Origin of the sequence: Limnohabitans sp. T6-5, assembly GCF_003063315.1 — a bacterium.
Lineage (GTDB): Bacteria > Pseudomonadota > Gammaproteobacteria > Burkholderiales > Burkholderiaceae_C > Limnohabitans_A.
Window position 1 is genome coordinate 62,614 of sequence record NZ_NERV01000005.1, and the last position, 18,524, is coordinate 81,137.

Here is an 18,524-nt window from a genome sequence, read left to right on the forward strand (position 1 = left end):
TTTTTTCGATGGCATCGACCTGCGAGGCGTGGGGCCCGGGCAGCGCGGGGGCGCTCCGGGCCAGCTGCTCGGCCATGCTTTGCGGCAGTTGCGGCAGGCGCTGGCGATGCGCAAAAAACGTCAGCTGCGCCACGCTCTTCACCCCCAGTGGCTTTATTGCCAAGCTCGGTCCCAGGATGTCAGTGCAGCGCTCTTCACTGCTCCTTTTGTTCTCCGTCGGTTGCGCACTGGCTGTCGCTGTCTACTTCCGAGGAAATGTTAAATATGCCGCCGTCATACCCGTCATACCCGTCATACCCGTCATACCCGTCATACCCGTCATACCCGTCATCGCGCTGTCGTGGCTCAATCGCTTGGGATAATCAAAAAGCACAAAGCAACTTGCTCAAGCATGGCGTGTCTTTTGACGAGGCTGTCAGCGTTTTTGGAGATGCTTTGGCCTTGACTTTTTCGGACTCTGATCACTCAATGGATGAAGACCGGAGCCGAACTTATGGAATCTTAAATAAGGAGCGACTTTTAGTGGTCGTTCACACGGAGCGTCGCAACACCATTCGAATCATCAGCGCAAGAAAGGCAACCCGATATGAAAAAGACATCTACAAAAATGGCTGATCTGGATATTCCTGAATTGAAGCGCGACCAACTGGGCAAGGGGGTTCGCGGCAAGTACCTCAAACATTTCGTGCAGGGCAGCAATGTCGTGGTGTTGCAGCCCGAAATTCTGAAGGCATTTCCGACTTCTGAAGCCGTCAATAAGGCTTTGGCCAGCATGCTGGCTTTCGCTCACGAAACGCAAGTCCTGTCTGTTCGTACAAAGACCACCACGCGCAAACGCTTGGCGGCTTCCTGACCTAAATTGCACGAAGCGCCTCTGAGCCCTGGCGTGGGATCGGCAGCTGAGTCTGCCGCAGGCACCTGCGACCGACTCAACCAACGCTCACTTCTTCTTAGCCACCACCCGGATCATTTCCAGGCACTGCTTGGCGTAGCCCCATTCGTTGTCGTACCAGGCGACGATCTTGACGAAGCTCTTGTCCAGCGCAATGCCAGCGGTCGCGTCGAACACGCTGGCGCAGGGTTCACCACGGAAGTCGGTGGAGACGACTTTTTCGTCGGTGTAGCCCAGCACGCCTTTGAGGGCGCCTTCACTTTGCGCTTTCATTTCGGCGCAAATTTCGGCGTAGCTGGCATCGTTGTTCAGCTCCACGGTCAGGTCAATGACCGACACGTCTGACGTGGGCACGCGGAAGGCCATGCCGGTGATCTTGCCCTTGATCTCGGGGATCACCACGCCCACAGCCTTGGCCGCGCCGGTGCTGCTGGGGATGATGTTTTCGAGGATGCCTCGGCCGCCGCGCCAGTCTTTGCGCGAGGAGCTGTCTACGGTCATTTGGCTGGCGGTGGCGGCGTGCACGGTGGTCATCAGACCGCGTTTGATGCCCCACTTGTCGTGGAGCACTTTCACCACGGGGGCCAGGCAGTTGGTGGTGCAGCTGGCATTCGACACGATGGCTTCGCCGGCGTATTTTTTGTGGTTCACGCCATAGACGAACATGGGGATGCTGTCTTTGGAGGGGGCCGAGATCACGACTTTTTTGGCGCCCGCTGCCAAGTGCATTTGGCTGGTGGGCTCGGTCAAGTAGTGGCCGGTGCATTCGAGCACGGTGTGCACGCCCATCGCGCCCCAGCGCAGGTTGTGCGCGTCGCGTTCGTGCGAGAGCTTGATCTTTTTGCCGTTGACGATCAGGGCGTCGTCGGTGAAGTCCACCGTGCCATCAAAGCGGCCGTGCACGCTGTCGTACTTCAGCATGTAAGCCAGGTAGTCGGCGGGCTTGGGGTCGTTGATGCCGACGATCTGGATGTCGTCGTAGCCGTGCTTGAGGGCGGCGCGAAGAGCCAGACGGCCGATGCGGCCAAATCCGTTGATGCCTACTTTGATGGTCATGTGAATGCCTCAGGAGAAAGTTACGAAACCGTTACGTAACCGGATTTGAGAACAAGACCCTTGCATGAGCCTGATCCCTGAACGTGACTTCAGCGCCCACAGGCGCTGAAGAGGTTGAACCGGTCAGTGTGTAGGGGCCTGAATCAGGCCTTGAGCAGGGCAGCGTGGACGGTGTCGGCCACGTTTTCGGCAGTGAAGCCGAAGTGTTTGAACAGCACAGGCGCTGGGGCCGACTCGCCGTAGGTGTCGATGCCGACCACGGCCGCGCAGCCGTATTTCCACCAGCCGTCGGTCGAGCCCATTTCCACCGCCACGCGGGGCAAGCCTGCGGGCAGCACGCTTTGTTTGTATTCGCTGTCTTGGCGGTCAAACACATTGGTGCTGGGCATGGAGACCACGCGCACACCGATCTTGCGCTCGGCCAGCAGCTTTTGCGCGGCCAGGGCCAGTTGCACTTCAGAGCCGGTGGCGATGATCACGCCGTGGGTCTTCTTGATGCCGACGTGTTCGGGCTCGGACAGCACATACGCGCCACGGCTGATGTCGCCCAGATCGCTCTTGGGCGAGTAAGCCAGGTTTTGGCGCGACAGCAGCAGGGCCGATGGGCGGTTGGCGTTTTGCAGGGCCACGGCCCAGGCCACGGTGGTTTCGGCCGTGTCTGCCGGACGCCACACGTCCAGGCCGGGGATCAGTCGCAGGCTGGCGGCGTGCTCGATCGACTGGTGGGTTGGGCCGTCTTCGCCCAGACCGATGGAGTCGTGGGTGAACACATGGATCACGCGCTGCTTCATCAGCGCGGCCATGCGGATGGCGTTGCGCGAGTAGTCAGAGAAGGTGAGGAAGGTGCCGCCGTAGGGGATGTAACCGCCATGTAACGCGACGCCGTTCATGATGGCGGCCATGCCGAATTCGCGCACGCCGTAGTTGATGTGGCGGCCGATTTTGCCGTCTTCGGTTTTGACCACGTCACCGGCGAGGTCCACGCGGAAGGCGGGGGTGCTCTTGGTGTTGGTCAGGTTGGAGCCGGTCAGGTCGGCCGAGCCGCCCAGCATTTCGGGCAGGGCCGCGGTGAAGGCTTCGAGTGCCAGCTGGCTGGCCTTGCGGCTGGCCACGGTCTCGCCCTTGGTGTGGGCGGCGACCACGGCGTCAAACGCCACTTGGTTGAAGTTCTTGGGCAAGTCGCCCTTCATGCGGCGCACAAACTCTTTGGCCTCGGCGGGGAAAGCGGCTTTGTAAGCGGCAAAGGCGGTGTTCCACTCGGCTTCGCGGGCTTTGCCTGCGGCCTTGGCGTCCCAGTCGGCATACACCTCTTTGGGGATCTTGAAGGGCTCGGCCGTCCAGCCGATGGCTTCGCGGGTGAGTTTGATTTCTTCGGCGCCGAGCGGCTCGCCGTGGGCTTTGGAGGTGCCCGCACGGTTGGGCGAGCCCTTGCCGATGGCGGTCTTGCAGACGATCAGGGTGGGTTTGTCGGCGCTGTGGCGGGCAGCGGCGATGGCTTTGGACACAGCCGCAGCGTCGTGGCCGTCCACGGCGTCGATCACGTTCCAGCCGCAGGCGGCAAAGCGCTGGGGCGTGTTGTCGATGAACCAGGGGGCGACTTTGCCGTCGATCGAGATGCCGTTGTCGTCGTACAGGGCGATCAGTTTGTTCAACTTCCAGGCGCCAGCCAAGGCGCAGGCTTCGTGGCTGATGCCTTCCATCAGGCAGCCGTCACCCAGGAAGACGTAGGTGTGGTGGTTGACGATTTTGTGGCCGTCTTTGTTGAACTCGGCAGCCAGCATCTTCTCGGCCAGGGCCATGCCCACGGCGTTGGTGATGCCTTGGCCCAGCGGGCCGGTGGTGGTTTCCACGCCGGGCGTCACGCCCACTTCAGGGTGGCCAGCGGTTTTGCTGTGCAGTGTGCGGAAGTTCTTGATCTCTTCGATCGGCAAGTTGTAGCCGGTCAGGTGCAGCACCGAATAAATCAGCATGGAGCCGTGGCCGTTGGACAGCACAAAGCGGTCGCGGTTAGCCCAGTGCGGGTTTTTGGGGTTGTGTTGCAGGTGATCGCCCCACAGCGCCACGGCCATGTCGGCCATGCCCATGGGGGCGCCGGGGTGACCGGAGTTGGCTTGTTGAACGGCGTCCATTGCGAGGGCGCGGATGGCGTTCGCCATTTGCTGTGTGTTGGCCATGTGGGGCAGCTCCGGGGGGATTATTCTGGAAAACCCGGATTTTAACGGGTGTGCGTTTGGCGCCTGTACCAAGCTTGTCAGGGCACATGTCGGACTCTTCGAGTGCCGAGCTACGAGGGCGCTGGATTTTGTAGGTCGGTGGTCGCAGACTGCGACATTTTTGTGATCGACCGCTGGTGCATGTATTTGGCGCTGTCGGTCATCGGGCACCTGTCGGACTCTTCGAATGCCGACCTACGAGGGTGCTGGTTTTTTGTAGGTCGGTGGTCGGAGACTCCGACATTTTTGTGATCGACCGCTGGTACATGCATTTGGCGCTATCGGTTATCGGGCACATGTCGGACTCTTCGAGTGCCGACCTACGAGGGTGCTGGTTTTTTGTAGGTCGGTGGTCGGAGACTCCGACATTTTTGTGATCGACCGCTGGTGCATGCATTTGGCGCTATCGGTCATCGGGCACCTGTCGGACTCTTCGAGTGCCGAGCTACGAGGGCGCTGGTTTTTGTGGGTCGGTGATTGGAGACTGCGTCATTTTTGCGATCGACCGCTGGTGCATGCATTTGGCGTTATCGGTTATCGGGCACATGTCGGACTCTTTGAGTGCCGACCTACGAGGGTGCTGGTTTTTTGTAGGTCGGTGGTCGGAGACTGCGACATTTTTGTGATCGACCGCTGGTGCATGCATTTGGCGCTGTCGGTCATCGGGCACCTGTCGGACTCTTCGAATGCCGACCTACGAGGGTGCTGGTTTTTTGTAGGTCGGTGGTCGCAGACTCCGACATTTTTGTGATCGACCGCTGGTACATGCATTTGGCGCTATCGGTTATCGGGCACATGTCGGACTCTTTGAGTGCCGACCTACGAGGGTGCTGGTTTTTTGTAGGTCGGTGGTCGCAGACTCCGACATTTTTGTGATCGACCGCTGGTGCATGCATTTGGCGCTATCGGTCATCGGGCACCTGTCGGACTCTTCGAGTGCCGACCTACGAGGGTGCTGGTTTTTTGTAGGTCGGTGGTCGCAGACTCCGACATTTTTGTGATCGACCGCTGGTGCATGCATTTGGCGCTATCGGTCATCGGGCACCTGTCGGACTCTTCGAGTGCCGAGCTACGAGGGCGCTGGTTTTTGTGGGTCGGTGGTTGTAGGCTGCGACATTTTTTGTGATCGACCGCTGGTGCATGCATTTGGCGTTATCGGTTATCGGGCACATGTCGGACTCTTCGAGTTCGGACCTGCGGAGATGCTGATTTCAGCGGCTGTATGTCAGGCCGGAGGCGACGCCGCCGAACAAATCGCCTTCCACCAGGGGCACGTCCGGGAACTCGGTTTGAAGTGCGCGCTGAAATGTGCGCAGTGCCGAAGACCCGCCGGTCAGATAGATGGCGTCGATCTGCTGTGCTTGCAAACCCGCACGCGTCACGCACTCTCGTGCACTCGCCACGGTGCGAGCCAGCAATTGGCTCAGATGGCTTTGCATGTCGTCAACGCCCAGTGGGGTTTGCAAGGCGCGCTGCAGGCACGACAGGTCAATGCCTGTGTCCGCGTCTGACACGGAGCAACGGATTTTGGCTTGCTCGACTTCGTGGGCGATGTGGTGGCCGTGGCGCTCGGTCAGCACTTGCATCAGGCGTTCATGCAGGCGCAAGTCGCTGTAATTGCTGCGCAGGGTTTTGGCATGGGCGATGGCCTTGGGTTGGTATTGCCAGTGGATCAGGTGCCAGGTTGACAGGTCAAAAAACACCCGGTTGGGCACTTCGCGCTGTTCGGGGCCGATGTGCCGGTAACCCAGCAGCGGCATGACCTGCTCCAGGCTGAGTTTTTGGTCGTAATCAGTGCCGCCGATGTGCACGCCCGTGGTGGCCAGGATGTCGGCGCTGCGGTCGGCCTGGTGCATGCGCTCAGGGCCCAGGCGCACCACGGTGAAATCGGACGTGCCGCCGCCCAAGTCCACCACCAGCACCGTGCTGTCTTGCGTCAAGCGGCGTTCGTAGTCGAGCGCGGCGGCAATCGGCTCCAGCTGAAACGACACGTCTTCAAAACCCACAGCTTGTGCCGCTTGCCGCAGCGAGGTTTCGGCCTGGGCGTCTCGCTCGGCGTCATCGTCCACAAAGTGCACGGGCCTGCCCATGACCACACGCTGGGGCGCAAAGCCCAACGATTGGGTGGCGCGTTCACGCAGCGTGGTCAGAAATGTGCCGATGATGTCCTGAAAGCTAATTTGCTGGTGGTTGACCAGCGTGGTCTCCATCAACAAGGGGCTGCCCAACAGGCTTTTGAGCGAGCGCATCAAGCGGCCCTCGGTGCCTTCCAGGTAGTGGCCGATGGCGTCACGTCCGAAGTGGGTGCTGCCGTCTTCGGCGTTGTAGAACACGGCGGTGGGCATGGCCAGGGCATCGCCTTCCAGCGGGATCAGGCGTGCCGTGCCTTGGGGCGTGGCCCAGGCCATGGCCGAGTTGGAGGTGCCGAAGTCAATGCCGAGGGTGCCGGGGTGCGATGGGGTCATGAGCAAGAAGAGCTGAACACAGTCATGTGCCGGGAAGTGCCGGGAAGTGCGTGGCAGCGACAGCCTGAGGCCGTCGATGCGTTTTGAGGACCGGCGATTGTGCCACCCCTTCTGACGCTTGGAGTCCGCTTGGCCGCCGGCAGGCCCGTCAAATCGTGGAAAATCAGACCCCGTTCGTCTTCCACCTACAAAACGCTCCATGACCGAAGCCAACCAGCGCCCCGAACTGCCCGATCACCTGTCCATCGACGCGCGCAGCCCTTTTCACAACCGCGCCGTGTTCGAGCACGACATCGGCATCCGCTTCAACGGCAAAGACCGCAACGACGTGGAGGAATACTGCATCAGCGAAGGCTGGGTCAAGGTGCCCGCAGGCAAGACGCTGGACCGCAAAGGCCAGCCGCTCCTGATCAAGCTCAAGGGGCAGGTGGAGGCGTTTTACCGCTGAGGGGTTCAGGCCCTGCATGGCCTGAACACTTTCAAATCCAGCTGGAGCAGGACTCAAAGACCCTGCCCCAGCGTGGCATCACCAGTCTTTGTCTTTTGGTTTTTCAGCAGCCACGGGTGCACTGGTTTTTTCAGCGGGCGCACTGGACTTGGCCTTGGGTTTGTCACCTGTTGCGGCGGCTTGCGGACTAGGTTCTGCAGGCTTGGCCTGAACTTTACCCCTGAGCTGCAAGACGCCTGGCTCAATGCCTTCGAGCTTCACCTTCACATTGATCAGCTGTCCGTAAGACATTTTTTCAGTGACCCGGTTGACGATCACTTCGCAGCACTCTGTCTCGATATTGCCGAGTGATTGACCGGTTTGCGGGTCTTTCATTTCCTTGCCCAGCTTGACCAATTTGTACTGGCCGCCTTCCACCACGGCGCCCTCGCCTTGGCTCAGGACCACAGCTTCACCGTCCAAGCTCACCACCGAAATCGGAAAGGTTTTTTGCATGATCGACTCTGTGGCCTTCTTGACCACCTCGACCTGCACATTGGCCACCGAGGTTTTTTCGTTGATGGAAGCCCCCAAAGTCGTGGGCGACACGGTCGGGAAATCACCTTTGAAAGTGTCTGATAGCATCACCTGACGGGTTGTCAAGTTCACCAGCCGTTGCGTGATCGACCATTTGCCTGAGTAACTAACCAATTCCCTGTCAGAGGTTTTGAGCTGCCGCGCCATTCGGTCATATGACAAAGAGTTGACCGCACCCACCCAGATCACGTCTGCACTCAGTGCCTGGTTCAATTTGGCCAAATCATTCTGACTGGTTTGACCGCTGCCGATCATCATCAATTCGCTCTCGATGTCACTGTCAAAGTCACGATCAAGCACCGTGAACCGACCCGTTTTGGTCAGTGACTCGATGATTTGCTGGCGGATCGGCTCCAGCACTTCATGAGCTGGCACATTGCGTCCACCAATGTTGAAACTTTGCTGCGTTGATTTGATCGGCGCCACAACGATCTTGATTTTTCCCGCATCAGCAGGTGCTTTGAACTTGGCAATTTTTGCGGTGATATCCACCACATACACGCCGCCATTGCTCTTGGGAGGCGTCAATTTGTCGACCTTGAATGTCGAGACCACGCCATTCGATTGCGTCACCACCGATTCAGCAAAGGCCTGGCTGTTCACCACCTCAGTTGCCTTGACAGAATCCGAGCCATTTTTGCTCTGCACGTCCAGTTGTGCGGTGGCTTTGGCAGAAATGTTCACGCTGGCCGACGAGGCATCCACCGCAGTGCCATTCACTTGCATGACGGCCGACTTCAACGCTTCACTCACGGCCGCAGAAGGCGTCAGACCCGTACCCGTGGTTTTGACTTCCACTTGTTCGACCTTCCCCACATCCGGGGTGCCGGTCAGATTCGGTTTATCGCTGTCAACTTTGACGGACTCTTCTTTTTTGTCACCACATGCGACCAATGCCGCAGACAGGATGACCCACGTAATCCAATTTTTCATAAAAAAAGAGTGCCATCTCTGGCACTCTCTCCTGTTAATTAAATGTCCAGACCACTAGCTTTCAGTTGTGAGGTCGCATCATCTTTAGGTGCCGGGATTTTGTTGTCCTTGGCATATGCTGCAACAGCTTTATAAGTAGCCACCAAATTCTTGGTGTCTTCAGGAATACGCGGAACGATGGCCGCCAGGGCCAAAGCCGACGCGCCCAGTGAAGTCACGCTGGGCTTGAAGTCTTTGGCATCCTTGATGAACACCACGTAAGCCAAAGAACCTGCAGCCAAACTCACATACCCTTCACCCATTTGTTTTTTGGCAGCATCGTCCAATTTCAAGTTCTTGTCGGCCAATTTCTCCTGAATGAGTTTGGAGCTTTCTGTTTGAACTTTTTCGGCCTGCTTGATGGCGTCCGTGGTGGCGCCTTCTTTCATGTTGGCGGCATTCGAGGCGGCCAGATCGGCAGCTTCTTTCATGCCCAATGCAGTCAAGATTTTTGAATTGGCATTCAAAACTGCTGCGGTGCCGACAAAATATTCAGCCAGCAATTTCTCAGGGGCAGGACCAGAACCACCACCACCGCCACCCAACATGCCACCCAAACCTCCAAATTGCGCATTGGAGACCAGAGAGAAGGTGGCAGCAAATGCCAAGACCATCAATTTTTTAAACATTTTTTCCCTTATTAATCACTTGATTCCATTGTTGTTCAGCTGGGCAATAATCTCTCGACTAGCTACCTCAGCACCTTTTTTGAGTGCTGCCGTTCTGGCTGCGCCATCATCAACACCCAAACTTGCTTGTTGAACGGGCGGCACCGACGCAATCTCGCGTGGAATGTTTCCCTCAACACCTAATACGCGGCCAGAGACCTCGACACCAATACGTCTCATGCCAGAGCTTCCATCCACCGATCCCAAACCCACATCAATGGTTGCAATCACAAGATATTTGATTTTTTCTTTGGATGCTTTCAGTGTTTTAAACACGTTTTTCAGCGTCGCAGGAGAAACATCATTACCACTTGCATAATCTGCATTGATGCTTTTGATATCGGCTTCTGTCAATACAAAATCAGAATCCAAAGCGGCAAAACCAGATTGTGTGAAGATGGACGTTACCGCAGGTTTATAACCCCCCATAGGCAAAACCTGGTAACCGATTTCATCTGATTTACTGGTCACACTGCCGCCACTTTCTCTTTTTACAGTGGCACTCGCATCCATGCGGGCATTCACTGTTTTGCCTGCGTTGGTGGATACTTGATTTCCCGAGATTTTTTCGCCTTCTGTGCCACTGACTTTCGAGTTTGCATTCACTTCACGTTGAACACTCACTTGATTGATCTTGACAACACGGTCATCAAATTGCTTGACGCTGTTGGCTTGACGGGCCGTGAACAAATAAACAATATTGGATTTCTCGCCGTCTCCAGCCAGGGTCGCCGCAGTGCCTTGTTTGACCAGATTTTTCAATCTGGCTTCATTCAGTTCCACACGAACCGTCACTTGATAACGTTTTGTATCCTGCATCACTTGTTCAGACAAAACGGCTGTGTTTTGAACCAGTTTCTCCAAGCCTTTTTCGATTTTTTCGCGACTGTTTTCAAAGACCTGGTCTTGCGCTTCGCCTTTTTCTGAAAAATAGCGTTCAATCGCATTCATGGATGCCGCCGTGATGGCGCGCTCTTTATCATCGCCCGTGAGTGTGGTTTGAAATTTGATGGTCGCACCACCTTTCAAATTCACATATTGCGCATTCACAGTGAATGACAACAAGAATGCTGCCATCAAAAGTATGAATTTTTTCATTTAATTTCCTTTTCCATCCAACAGGTTGCTGACTTGTTTCATTTGCTCAGCTGTTTTTTCTGAGCCAGTGGCCACATTGACCCATTTGTAATCTCGTGTTTTCAGTGCCATGGAGAATTTTTTGAACAACCCATTAATCACATCGTAATAAGCTGGGTAATCATCCTGGGTTATTTTATTGATGGGGCTGATGGATACTGCGCCGTTTCTGAAAATGGATTCCAGGAAAACAGTCTTGCTGAATGGCTCAATCACTTGAATGGAAGCATTGACTCCATAAATATAGGAAACTTCAGAATTGGTTTGCTGTTGCTTGGCCTTGGCCAATTTATTGACTTCGACGTTGAAAATATAGTCGCCATCGCCAATTTTCAATTCGATTTGTTCGCCTGTATCTTCCAACTGCATGGTCATCACCCCAACGACGCTGTTGAATTTGGCAGGCATCAAGGAAATGCTGGTTTGCCCAGACAATTCACTGGACAGTGCATCGGCCACAATGTCTTTGACGGCAGCAGTATTGCTGCTGATTTCTGCCGGGAATTTATCCAAGGCCTCAGGTTTGACCGTGATGTTTCCAATCTGGAATATTTTGTCTGTTTTTTGACCTGGATTTGCATTTGTAATTTTGTCTACAAATTGCGAGATCAGACCTTCTTTCTTGGTCGTGAAAATATTTTCCCGGATCAAATTCAAAATCTTGTATTGTGACGGCTCTTGCTGTCCTTCCACCGCATCAAATATGGCCAAATTCAATGGGTATGTTTTGATGATTTTTTTGCCTTTGTAATCAAACAACAAAGCATCACCGCGCAGATTGACGAATACCTTCCAATACGAGCCATAATTTTCTACAAGTACAGTTTCTCCTGTCAGTACCATGACTCCGTTCAACGGCGAATCAGAATTCTTGGTTGAGAACGTTCTTCCTGTCACGATCTTGAAGTTTTTTCCTTCAACGGTTTGAAGTCTTTTTGTAATCTCCATGGAAATGGAGTTGTTGGATTTTTTTAATTCCTCATCCAGATAATGTATATATGGAAAACGAGCTTCCTTATTGACATGTTCGCCAGCAAATGCAAATCCTGCGATCAGCATTTCCTGGCCTGGCTCCTGAGCCTTCGCGCCCGCTAGACAAGTCATCAGCGACAGCCCGATGACAGCATTTTTAATGGTGGAAAAAAACTTCATTTTATGTAAATAAGATGCACAAATAACTACAATAGTGTATCACTCAATAATTACAAATTAAAATTTAAGAGTAAATTTGTATTCAAATTAGCACATCAAGAAAGACTCACATGCTTCACTTCAAAGCCCTGATCCTGTCCACACTCTTTGTCTTTGCGTTGAGCGGCTGCCAAACCCCGCCGCCCCTTCCCGCTGCGGTGCCCATCACCTCCATACAGGACCGGTTTGATGGCCCTGGGGGAACAGCAGTGCATGACTTCGTCAACGCCAGCAATGCCTGCCAGCGCGAAACTTCCCGCATGAATCAATACAACAACGCACCCGTGATCCCGAGCTGCAGCTCGGTCATTCGGTGCCTGGCGGGCAAAGGCTATGTCTCCAGCCCATCAGGAAAATTCGATGCAGAAGAACTTCGCATCGGCGCGACTTGCACGGCCCAGTGAAGTTTGAAGTGAAAGGCCTGTCTTGGGCTCAGCAGTCAGCGATGCCATCAGTGTGGGAGCCCCGCCCTCGGGGCGATGGGTGGTGGTCTGCGAGGCTCCATCGGGGCGAGGGCGCCGCTCCCCCAAAAAAGCGTTCATGCAGACATCATCGGGCCGGATCAATAAATGGGCACCTCAACCCGCATCGATTTCGATAAGCTCCTGGCTTTGCGCGCCAAGGTGGCGCAGTGGCCCGCAGGTGAATGCCTGCATGGGTCGATCGCGCCGGCGGGCTTGCCCAAGACACTGCAAACGCCTGAAATGACTGCATGAACAATTCCGACAAGAAACTCCCGCTCGAAGGCCTGCGCGTTGTCGAGTTCACCCACATGGTCATGGGCCCGACCTGTGGCTTGGTGCTGGCCGACATGGGGGCCGAGGTCATCAAGGTCGAGCCGATCGAGGGCGATCGCACGCGGCATTTGTTGGGCTCGGGCGCAGGCTTTTTCCCAATGTTCAACCGCAACAAGAAGAGCATCCAGCTCAACCTGCAAAGCCCTGAAGGCGCGGAGGTGGCGCGCCGCCTGTGCGCCACGGCCGACGTGGTGGCCGAGAACTTCAAGCCCGGCTCCATGGCCAAGTACGGTCTGGACTACGCCAGTCTGTCGGCCAACAACCCCAAGCTGATCTATGCCAGCCTCAAAGGCTTCTTGCCCGGGCCGTATGACCACCGCACTGCGCTCGACGAGGTGGTGCAGATGATGGGGGGCCTGGCCTACATGACAGGGCGCCCCGGCGACCCGCTGCGTGCAGGCACCAGCGTGAATGACATCATGGGCGGCATGTTCGGCGCCATCGGTGTGCTGGGGGCGCTCATCCAGCGCGGCATCACCGGGCGCGGGCAAGAGATTCAGTCGGCCTTGTTTGAGAACAACGTCTTTTTGGTGGGCCAGCACATGCTGCAATACGCCATCACAGGCAAGGCCGCAGAGCCCATGCCCAACCGCATTTCGGCCTGGGCGGTGTACGACGTGTTCACAGTCAAGAACGGTGAACAGATTTTCTTGGCGGCAGTCAGCGACGCGCAGTGGGCCACCTTTTGCGATGTGCTCGGTTTTGCAGATCTCAAGGCCGATCCGCGTTATGGCAGCAACAACGCCCGCGTCTCGCAGCGCGACGTGATGATGCCCGAGCTGCGCAGCCGCTTGGAGGCCTTCACCGCAGCCGAGCTGACCTCGATTTTCGAAAAAGCGGGCCTGCCCTTTGCGCCCATCATCAAACCCGAAGAGCTGTTTGACGACCCGCACCTGCAAGCCACAGGGGGCCTGGCCGATGTGCGCCTGACCGATGGCGCCAAGGCCGGGCAAAACGCACCGGCCGCCTTGCTGCCCTTCACCATGGGTGGCCAGCGATTGGGCGTGCGCCACCAACCGCCCCAACAAGGTGAAAACACCGACGAACTGCTGCAGGGCCTGGGCCTGAGCTTTGCAGAGATTGATGATCTGCGTACTCTGAAAGCAGTAGCTTGAAACTTGTTTTCTTGCTAAACCCCTTGACGCGCCTCACAATCGCCGCATGTCCATCCAGGTTTTGATTTTCGGTATCCACCTCGCGCGCAGCACGCGGGGCAAGCCTTGCGCACCGCCCCAGCGGGGCTGAACCTTTCCTTGTAGGTCGGCGGCTTCAGCCCCGACATGGTGGTTGTTAACCGAAAACATGTCGGGGCTGAAGCCACCGACCTACAAGAAGCCTTTTTCGTTTGACCGATTTCAATTCGGGCCGCACTCAGTCAGCAGTGCGGTCCCGATCATTGCTGGAGATTTTCATGACCGATTTGTTTGACAACCCGATGGGTTTGTGTGGTTTTGAGTTTGTGGAGTTCGCCTCGCCCGTGGCGGGCGTGCTGGAGCCTTTGTTCGAAAAAATGGGCTTTACGCTGGTGGCCAAGCACCGCTCCAAAGACGTGGTGCTCTACCGCCAGGGCGACATCAACTTCATCGTCAACCGCGAGCCCAAAAGCCTGGCTGGCTACTTTGCCTCAGAGCACGGCCCTTGCGCCTGCGCATTGGCGTTCCGCGTGAAAGACTCACACAAGGCGTATGAACGCGCACTGGAAATGGGTGCGCAGCCGGTGGAGATCCCCACGGGCCCGATGGAGTTGCGCCTGCCTGCCATCAAAGGCATCGGCGGTGCGCCCTTGTATCTGATCGACCGCTTCGAAGACGGCAAGAGCATCTACGACATCGACTTTGAATTCATCGACGGTGTCGACCGCCACCCACCCGGCCACGGCTTCAAGATCATCGACCACTTGACGCACAACGTTTACAAAGGCCGCATGGCCTTTTGGGGTGGCTTTTACGAGAAGATTTTCAACTTCCGTGAAATCCGTTACTTCGACATCCAGGGCACGCACACCGGCCTGACCAGCCGCGCCATGACCGCACCCGATGGCCTGATCCGCATCCCGCTCAATGAGGAGTCGGGCAAGACCGGCGGCCAGATCGAAGAGTTCCTGATGCAGTTCAACGGCGAGGGCATCCAGCACATCGCGCTGTTGACTGACGACCTTTTGAAGAGCGTAGATGCCTTGCAGATGGCTGGCATCCCGCTGATGACCGCGCCCAACGACATCTATTACGAGATGCTCGAAGAGCGCCTCAAGGGCCATGGCGAACCCGTGCCCGAGTTGCAGGCGCGCGGCATTTTGATGGACGGCTCCACGGCCAATGGCGAGAAGCGCTTGCTGCTGCAAATCTTCAGCCAGACGATGCTCGGCCCGGTGTTCTTCGAGTTCATCCAGCGCAAGGCCGACGAGGGCTTTGGCGAAGGCAACTTCAAGGCCTTGTTTGAAAGCCTGGAGCGCGACCAGATTCGGCGTGGGGCGATTCAGGTGGACAAGCCTGCACCGTAAATATGGGTGTGTGCGCAAGTTGGTCGCTTCGGGTTATCGCAGGTCAGAGGCTTTAGCCCCAACATGGGTTGGCATGCCGCGCAGGCTTGCGCTGGACGCTATTGATGCGGCCCTGTGAAGTTTGAAGTGAAGCTTTTCTTGGGCATAGCGATCAGATATGCAATCAGTGTGGGAGCCCCGCCCTCGGGGCGATGGGTGATGGTCTGCGAAGCTCCATCGCGGCGAGGGCGCCGCTCCTACAAAAAAGGCGCTCATGCAAACATCATCGGGCCGGATCAGTAGTGGTACATGAAGCCACGTCGGACTCTTCGAGTACCGCCCTGCAAGAGCGCCAACATCCCCTCACAGGTCGGCGGTCCAGGACCCCGACGAAGCCCGTGACAACACCATGCATTGGGCTGCATTAAGCGCGCTTTGGGTCCTGTCATTTCACGATAATGCCCTGATGCATTTTTTTCGCCGATCCACTGCGCTGGCCTTGGGGCCCTTCAGCTTTTGGCTGTCCTTGCCCCAGCTCATCAGTTGGGGCAGCGTGTTCTACACCTTTTCTTTGCTGATGACCCCGCTGGAGGCCGAGCTGGGCATGAGTCGGGCCGAGTCTTCGCTGGCCTTCAGTCTGGCGCTGCTGGCCGAAGGCTTGATGGCTTATCTTGTGGGGCGCTGGATCGATGCGGGGCATGAACGGCGCGTCATGACGCTGGGCTCGGTGTGGATTGGCGCAGGCTTGCTGGCGCACAGTTTTGTCCAGTCCAAAGCCGAGTTTTATGCCGTATGGATCTGGCTGGGATTGGGCACAGCAGCGACCTTCTACACCCCCGCCTTTGCCGTGGTCACCCGGCGCTTTGCACACGACTTTCGGCGCGCCATCATCACGCTCACGTTTTTAGGTGGCCTGGCCAGCACGGTGTTCATCCCGCTGTTTTCGTGGTGGATGGACCTGTGGGGATGGCGGCAGGCGCTGTGGGCGTTGGCCGCTTTGCAATGGCTGGTTTGCGCACCGCTGCATGCCTGGCTGCTGCAAGGCGCGCCACCAGCGCAGCACTTGCATGCCACCGGCCAAACGCGTGCCGTGTCGGTGCGTGTGCACTTGCGGCAGGCGCCGTTTTGGTTGCTGGCCTTGTTCATGGTCTTGATGATGGCGGTCACCTCGGCTTTGCCCGCGCACATGATCGCCTTGTTGCAGGAGTCAGGCTTGACTTCGACATGGGTCATCGCCATTCCGGCAGCCATTGGCGCGGTTCAGGTGGTGGGGCGGCTGGTGCTGTTTGTGTTTGAGCGTTATTGGGACGTGCACGCCGCCAACCGCTGGATTCCGATGCTGATCCCGCTGGGCTTGCTGGCCTTGCTTTTGGGGCAGCTGCACCCCGCAGCAGCCGGTGTGTTTGTCGTGTTGTTTGGCTTGGGTAACGGCATGAACACCATCGTCAAAGGCACGGCGATGGCGCAATATGTCAGCCGCGCCCATGTCGGTCAACTCAATGGTTTGCTGGGCCTGCCCATTGCGCTGGCCCGCGCAGCTGCGCCGTTGATGGTGGGCTTGCTGTGGTCACCGGAGAACGGCTATGGCGTCGCCTTATGGTGGTTGCTGAGCGCCAGCCTGTTGGGCACAGCAGCTCTGTGGCTGGCGCAAGCCCGATCCTTGCGGACCCAGCGGTAAGCGGTGGTATGAGTTTTGCGCATCCGGCCCCAGGGCGGCGGCGGTCACCCTGACCGCCAACAGGCTTGGCTGCTTTGCACAGGGCGATGCTCATGCCGACTCGCCCAGCCGCCCCTCGCGGAAATCTCTCACGGCCTGGTAAATTTCTTGCTGCGAATTCATCACAAACGGACCGTACTGAACAATCGGCTCCTTGAGCGGTTTGCCTGACACGAGGATCAGTTTGGCATCGGCGCTGGCCTCGATCACCACGCCATCAGCCTGCGCCGCATTCGCCAGGATGGCCATGCGCTGCACGGGCACAGCCTGCCCACCGATCCGCACTTCGCCACGGTACACATACAGAAATGCGTTGTGGTCCGCAGGCAGCGTCTGCTCAAAGCGGGCGCCCTTTGGCATGTGCACATCCAGATACAGCGGTTGGGTGAGCTCACGGGTCACCGCACCTTGCACGCCATGGCTGGCACCGGCGATGACGGTGACCTCCACACCCGCAGGTGTTTGCAGCTTGGGCAGTTGCTCGTTCTGAAAGTCGCGGTACCAGGGCGCATTCATCTTTTCCGTGCTGTGCAAGTTCAACCAAAGCTGAAAGCCTTCCATCACGCCTTCTACTTGCTGCGGGATTTCAGAGTGGATCACGCCCTTGCCAGCGGTCATCCACTGAACGCCGCCGTTTTGCAGCAAGCCTTCGTGTCCGGCACTGTCGCGGTGCAGCATGCGCCCGGCAATCATGTAGGTCACGGTTTCAAAGCCCCGGTGGGGGTGGTCGGGAAAACCGGCAATGTAGTCATCGGGTTTGTCGCTGCCAAAGGCATCGAGCATCAAAAACGGGTCGAGCCGTTGCTGCAAGTTTTGCGTGAGCACCCGGTTGAGCTTGACGCCTGCGCCGTCGGAGGTGGCCTGGCCCGTGACCAAGTGCTCCACGGTACGCGAAATCGTCACCGCGTAAGTGGCGGCGGAGACTGAAAGGGTGTTGGACATGATGGCTCCTTCAAATGAGGTGGGGAACGCGGTTCGTGGGGATGGATAGAGTGTATTTCTGAACAATCACTTCGAGAATCTTCTTGAATGGATAAGTTGAATCCTGCAATGGAACAATCACACGCACCCATTGACCCCAACGACCTGCTGATCTTTGCCAGTGTGGCCGAGTTGGGCCGCTTCAGCCGGGCGGCCGAACGCATGGCCTTGCCCAAATCCACGGTATCGCGCCGACTCGCTGGGCTGGAGCAGCGCTTGGGTGAGCGCTTGCTGCTGCGCACCACCCGGCGCCAGTCACTGACCAAGTTTGCCCTGCAACTGCTGGAGCACGCCCGCCAGTTCGTCGCCGAGGCCGAGGCCGTCTCGGCACTCAGTGAGCATCGCCAGGCCACGCCCAGCGGGCGCTTGCGGGTGTCCATGCCCAGCGACTTTGCCAACCTGCTGCTGGCCGACACGCTGGCCGCATTTGTGGCGCTGTACCCGGCCATTGATCTGGAATTGGACTTGTCACCCCGCCGGTTGGACCTGTTGGGCGAAGGCTTTGATATGGTGCTGCGCATGGGCACTTTGCCCGACGATGCCTCGCTGGCAGCGCGGGGTCTGGCTGATTTCTCGTTTGGCCTGTACGCCGCCCCCAGCTACTTGGCCGAGCATGGCGCGCCAGATCACCCCCAGAATCTGGCCCGGCATGCGGCCATCCGCATGCTGCGGGCCCATGGCGATGTGGGCACCTGGACGCTGTCAAAACAAGAAGAGCACTGGCGTGATGAGGCCAAAGCTGCCGCCCAGAGCGCTGCCCGTGCAGACATGGCGCAGGCCACAGCCTGAACTTTGCACAGGCATGCCCCGCCCGACAAATTGGCCTCTCGCTGGTGGCACACTTGCAGCATGCCTGCGCACTGTGCGCACCCTTGTTTGACCTGCAGGCCGAATGCGCTGCCTTGTACCCATGGGTGCAAGACCTCTGGACA

The 18,524-nt window shown here is 57.3% G+C and carries 17 protein-coding genes; 9 read left to right on the top strand and 8 right to left on the bottom strand.

What is annotated here, in order from left to right; translation table 11 throughout:
- Nucleotides 1-348: 348 nt before the first annotated feature.
- Together B9Z51_RS17175 and B9Z51_RS17180 are read left to right on the top strand one after the other, a co-directional pair.
- Complete coding sequence (locus tag B9Z51_RS17175; protein ID WP_255419318.1) at nucleotides 349-615, top strand: BrnT family toxin; 267 nt, start codon at nucleotides 349-351, stop codon at nucleotides 613-615.
- A complete protein-coding gene (locus tag B9Z51_RS17180; RefSeq protein WP_108376398.1) occupies nucleotides 608-853 on the top strand; it encodes a hypothetical protein in 246 nt (81 codons plus the stop codon). Before B9Z51_RS17175 ends, B9Z51_RS17180 begins: the two co-directional genes overlap by 8 nt.
- 87 nt (nucleotides 854-940) lie before the next feature.
- Here B9Z51_RS17180 and gap read toward each other — a convergent pair whose 3' ends face one another.
- From gap to B9Z51_RS17195, 3 genes are all read right to left on the bottom strand, one after another.
- A complete protein-coding gene (gap, locus tag B9Z51_RS17185; protein ID WP_108376399.1) occupies nucleotides 941-1,948 on the bottom strand; it encodes a type I glyceraldehyde-3-phosphate dehydrogenase in 1,008 nt (335 codons plus the stop codon).
- Between the two features lie 143 nt (nucleotides 1,949-2,091).
- A complete protein-coding gene (tkt, locus tag B9Z51_RS17190) occupies nucleotides 2,092-4,122 on the bottom strand; it encodes a transketolase (protein WP_108376400.1) in 2,031 nt (676 codons plus the stop codon).
- Nucleotides 4,123-5,372: 1,250 nt separating this feature from the next.
- The gene (locus B9Z51_RS17195; RefSeq protein WP_108376401.1) at nucleotides 5,373-6,626 is read right to left on the bottom strand and encodes an Hsp70 family protein; all 1,254 of its coding nucleotides are present in this window, start codon (nucleotides 6,624-6,626) and stop codon (nucleotides 5,373-5,375) included.
- Nucleotides 6,627-6,825: 199 nt separating this feature from the next.
- Here B9Z51_RS17195 and B9Z51_RS17200 point away from each other — a divergent pair, with 199 nt between their 5' ends.
- Nucleotides 6,826-7,074, top strand: coding sequence for a DUF3297 family protein (locus tag B9Z51_RS17200; RefSeq protein ID WP_108376402.1), 249 nt, complete (start codon nucleotides 6,826-6,828; stop codon nucleotides 7,072-7,074).
- A gap of 78 nt (nucleotides 7,075-7,152) precedes the next feature.
- Here the strand turns inward: B9Z51_RS17200 and B9Z51_RS17205 are convergent, their stop codons facing one another.
- The 4 genes from B9Z51_RS17205 to B9Z51_RS17220 all read right to left on the bottom strand — a co-directional run bounded on the left by B9Z51_RS17205 (nucleotide 7,153) and on the right by B9Z51_RS17220 (nucleotide 11,579).
- Nucleotides 7,153-8,583 carry a CsgG/HfaB family protein gene (locus B9Z51_RS17205; protein WP_108376403.1) on the bottom strand — a complete coding sequence of 477 codons (1,431 nt, stop codon included), beginning with the start codon at nucleotides 8,581-8,583 and terminating at the stop codon, nucleotides 7,153-7,155.
- Nucleotides 8,584-8,621: 38 nt separating this feature from the next.
- Nucleotides 8,622-9,167 (bottom strand): hypothetical protein, encoded by a 546-nt coding sequence (locus B9Z51_RS17210; protein WP_146187803.1) that lies wholly within the window; start codon nucleotides 9,165-9,167, stop codon nucleotides 8,622-8,624.
- A gap of 99 nt (nucleotides 9,168-9,266) precedes the next feature.
- Nucleotides 9,267-10,388, bottom strand: coding sequence for a hypothetical protein (locus tag B9Z51_RS17215; RefSeq protein ID WP_108376405.1), 1,122 nt, complete (start codon nucleotides 10,386-10,388; stop codon nucleotides 9,267-9,269).
- Nucleotides 10,389-11,579, bottom strand: a complete 1,191-nt coding sequence (locus B9Z51_RS17220; RefSeq protein WP_146187804.1) for a hypothetical protein — start codon at nucleotides 11,577-11,579, stop codon at nucleotides 10,389-10,391.
- A gap of 110 nt (nucleotides 11,580-11,689) precedes the next feature.
- Between B9Z51_RS17220 and B9Z51_RS17225 the strand changes: the two genes are divergently transcribed.
- The 5 genes from B9Z51_RS17225 to B9Z51_RS17245 all read left to right on the top strand — a co-directional run bounded on the left by B9Z51_RS17225 (nucleotide 11,690) and on the right by B9Z51_RS17245 (nucleotide 16,572).
- On the top strand, nucleotides 11,690-12,022 hold the full coding sequence (locus tag B9Z51_RS17225; protein ID WP_108376407.1) for a hypothetical protein: 333 nt from the start codon (nucleotides 11,690-11,692) through the stop codon (nucleotides 12,020-12,022).
- 165 nt (nucleotides 12,023-12,187) lie between these two features.
- Nucleotides 12,188-12,334 (top strand): hypothetical protein, encoded by a 147-nt coding sequence (locus tag B9Z51_RS17230; RefSeq protein WP_369959522.1) that lies wholly within the window; start codon nucleotides 12,188-12,190, stop codon nucleotides 12,332-12,334.
- On the top strand, nucleotides 12,331-13,530 hold the full coding sequence (locus tag B9Z51_RS17235; RefSeq protein ID WP_108376408.1) for a CaiB/BaiF CoA-transferase family protein: 1,200 nt from the start codon (nucleotides 12,331-12,333) through the stop codon (nucleotides 13,528-13,530). The genes B9Z51_RS17230 and B9Z51_RS17235 overlap by 4 nt, the downstream gene beginning before the upstream one ends.
- Before the next feature lie 296 nt (nucleotides 13,531-13,826).
- Nucleotides 13,827-14,915, top strand: coding sequence for a 4-hydroxyphenylpyruvate dioxygenase (gene hppD, locus B9Z51_RS17240; RefSeq protein WP_108376499.1), 1,089 nt, complete (start codon nucleotides 13,827-13,829; stop codon nucleotides 14,913-14,915).
- Between the two features lie 445 nt (nucleotides 14,916-15,360).
- Nucleotides 15,361-16,572: an MFS transporter gene (locus B9Z51_RS17245; RefSeq protein ID WP_108376409.1), complete on the top strand. Its 1,212-nt coding sequence runs from the start codon at nucleotides 15,361-15,363 to the stop codon at nucleotides 16,570-16,572.
- A 90-nt stretch (nucleotides 16,573-16,662) separates the two neighbouring features.
- Here B9Z51_RS17245 and B9Z51_RS17250 read toward each other — a convergent pair whose 3' ends face one another.
- Nucleotides 16,663-17,553, bottom strand: a complete 891-nt coding sequence (locus B9Z51_RS17250; protein WP_108376410.1) for a pirin family protein — start codon at nucleotides 17,551-17,553, stop codon at nucleotides 16,663-16,665.
- A 108-nt stretch (nucleotides 17,554-17,661) separates the two neighbouring features.
- On the opposite strand from B9Z51_RS17250, the gene B9Z51_RS17255 reads away from it, so the two are divergent.
- Complete coding sequence (locus tag B9Z51_RS17255) at nucleotides 17,662-18,381, top strand: LysR family transcriptional regulator (protein ID WP_369959525.1); 720 nt, start codon at nucleotides 17,662-17,664, stop codon at nucleotides 18,379-18,381.
- The last annotated feature ends 143 nt before the right edge of the window (nucleotides 18,382-18,524 follow it).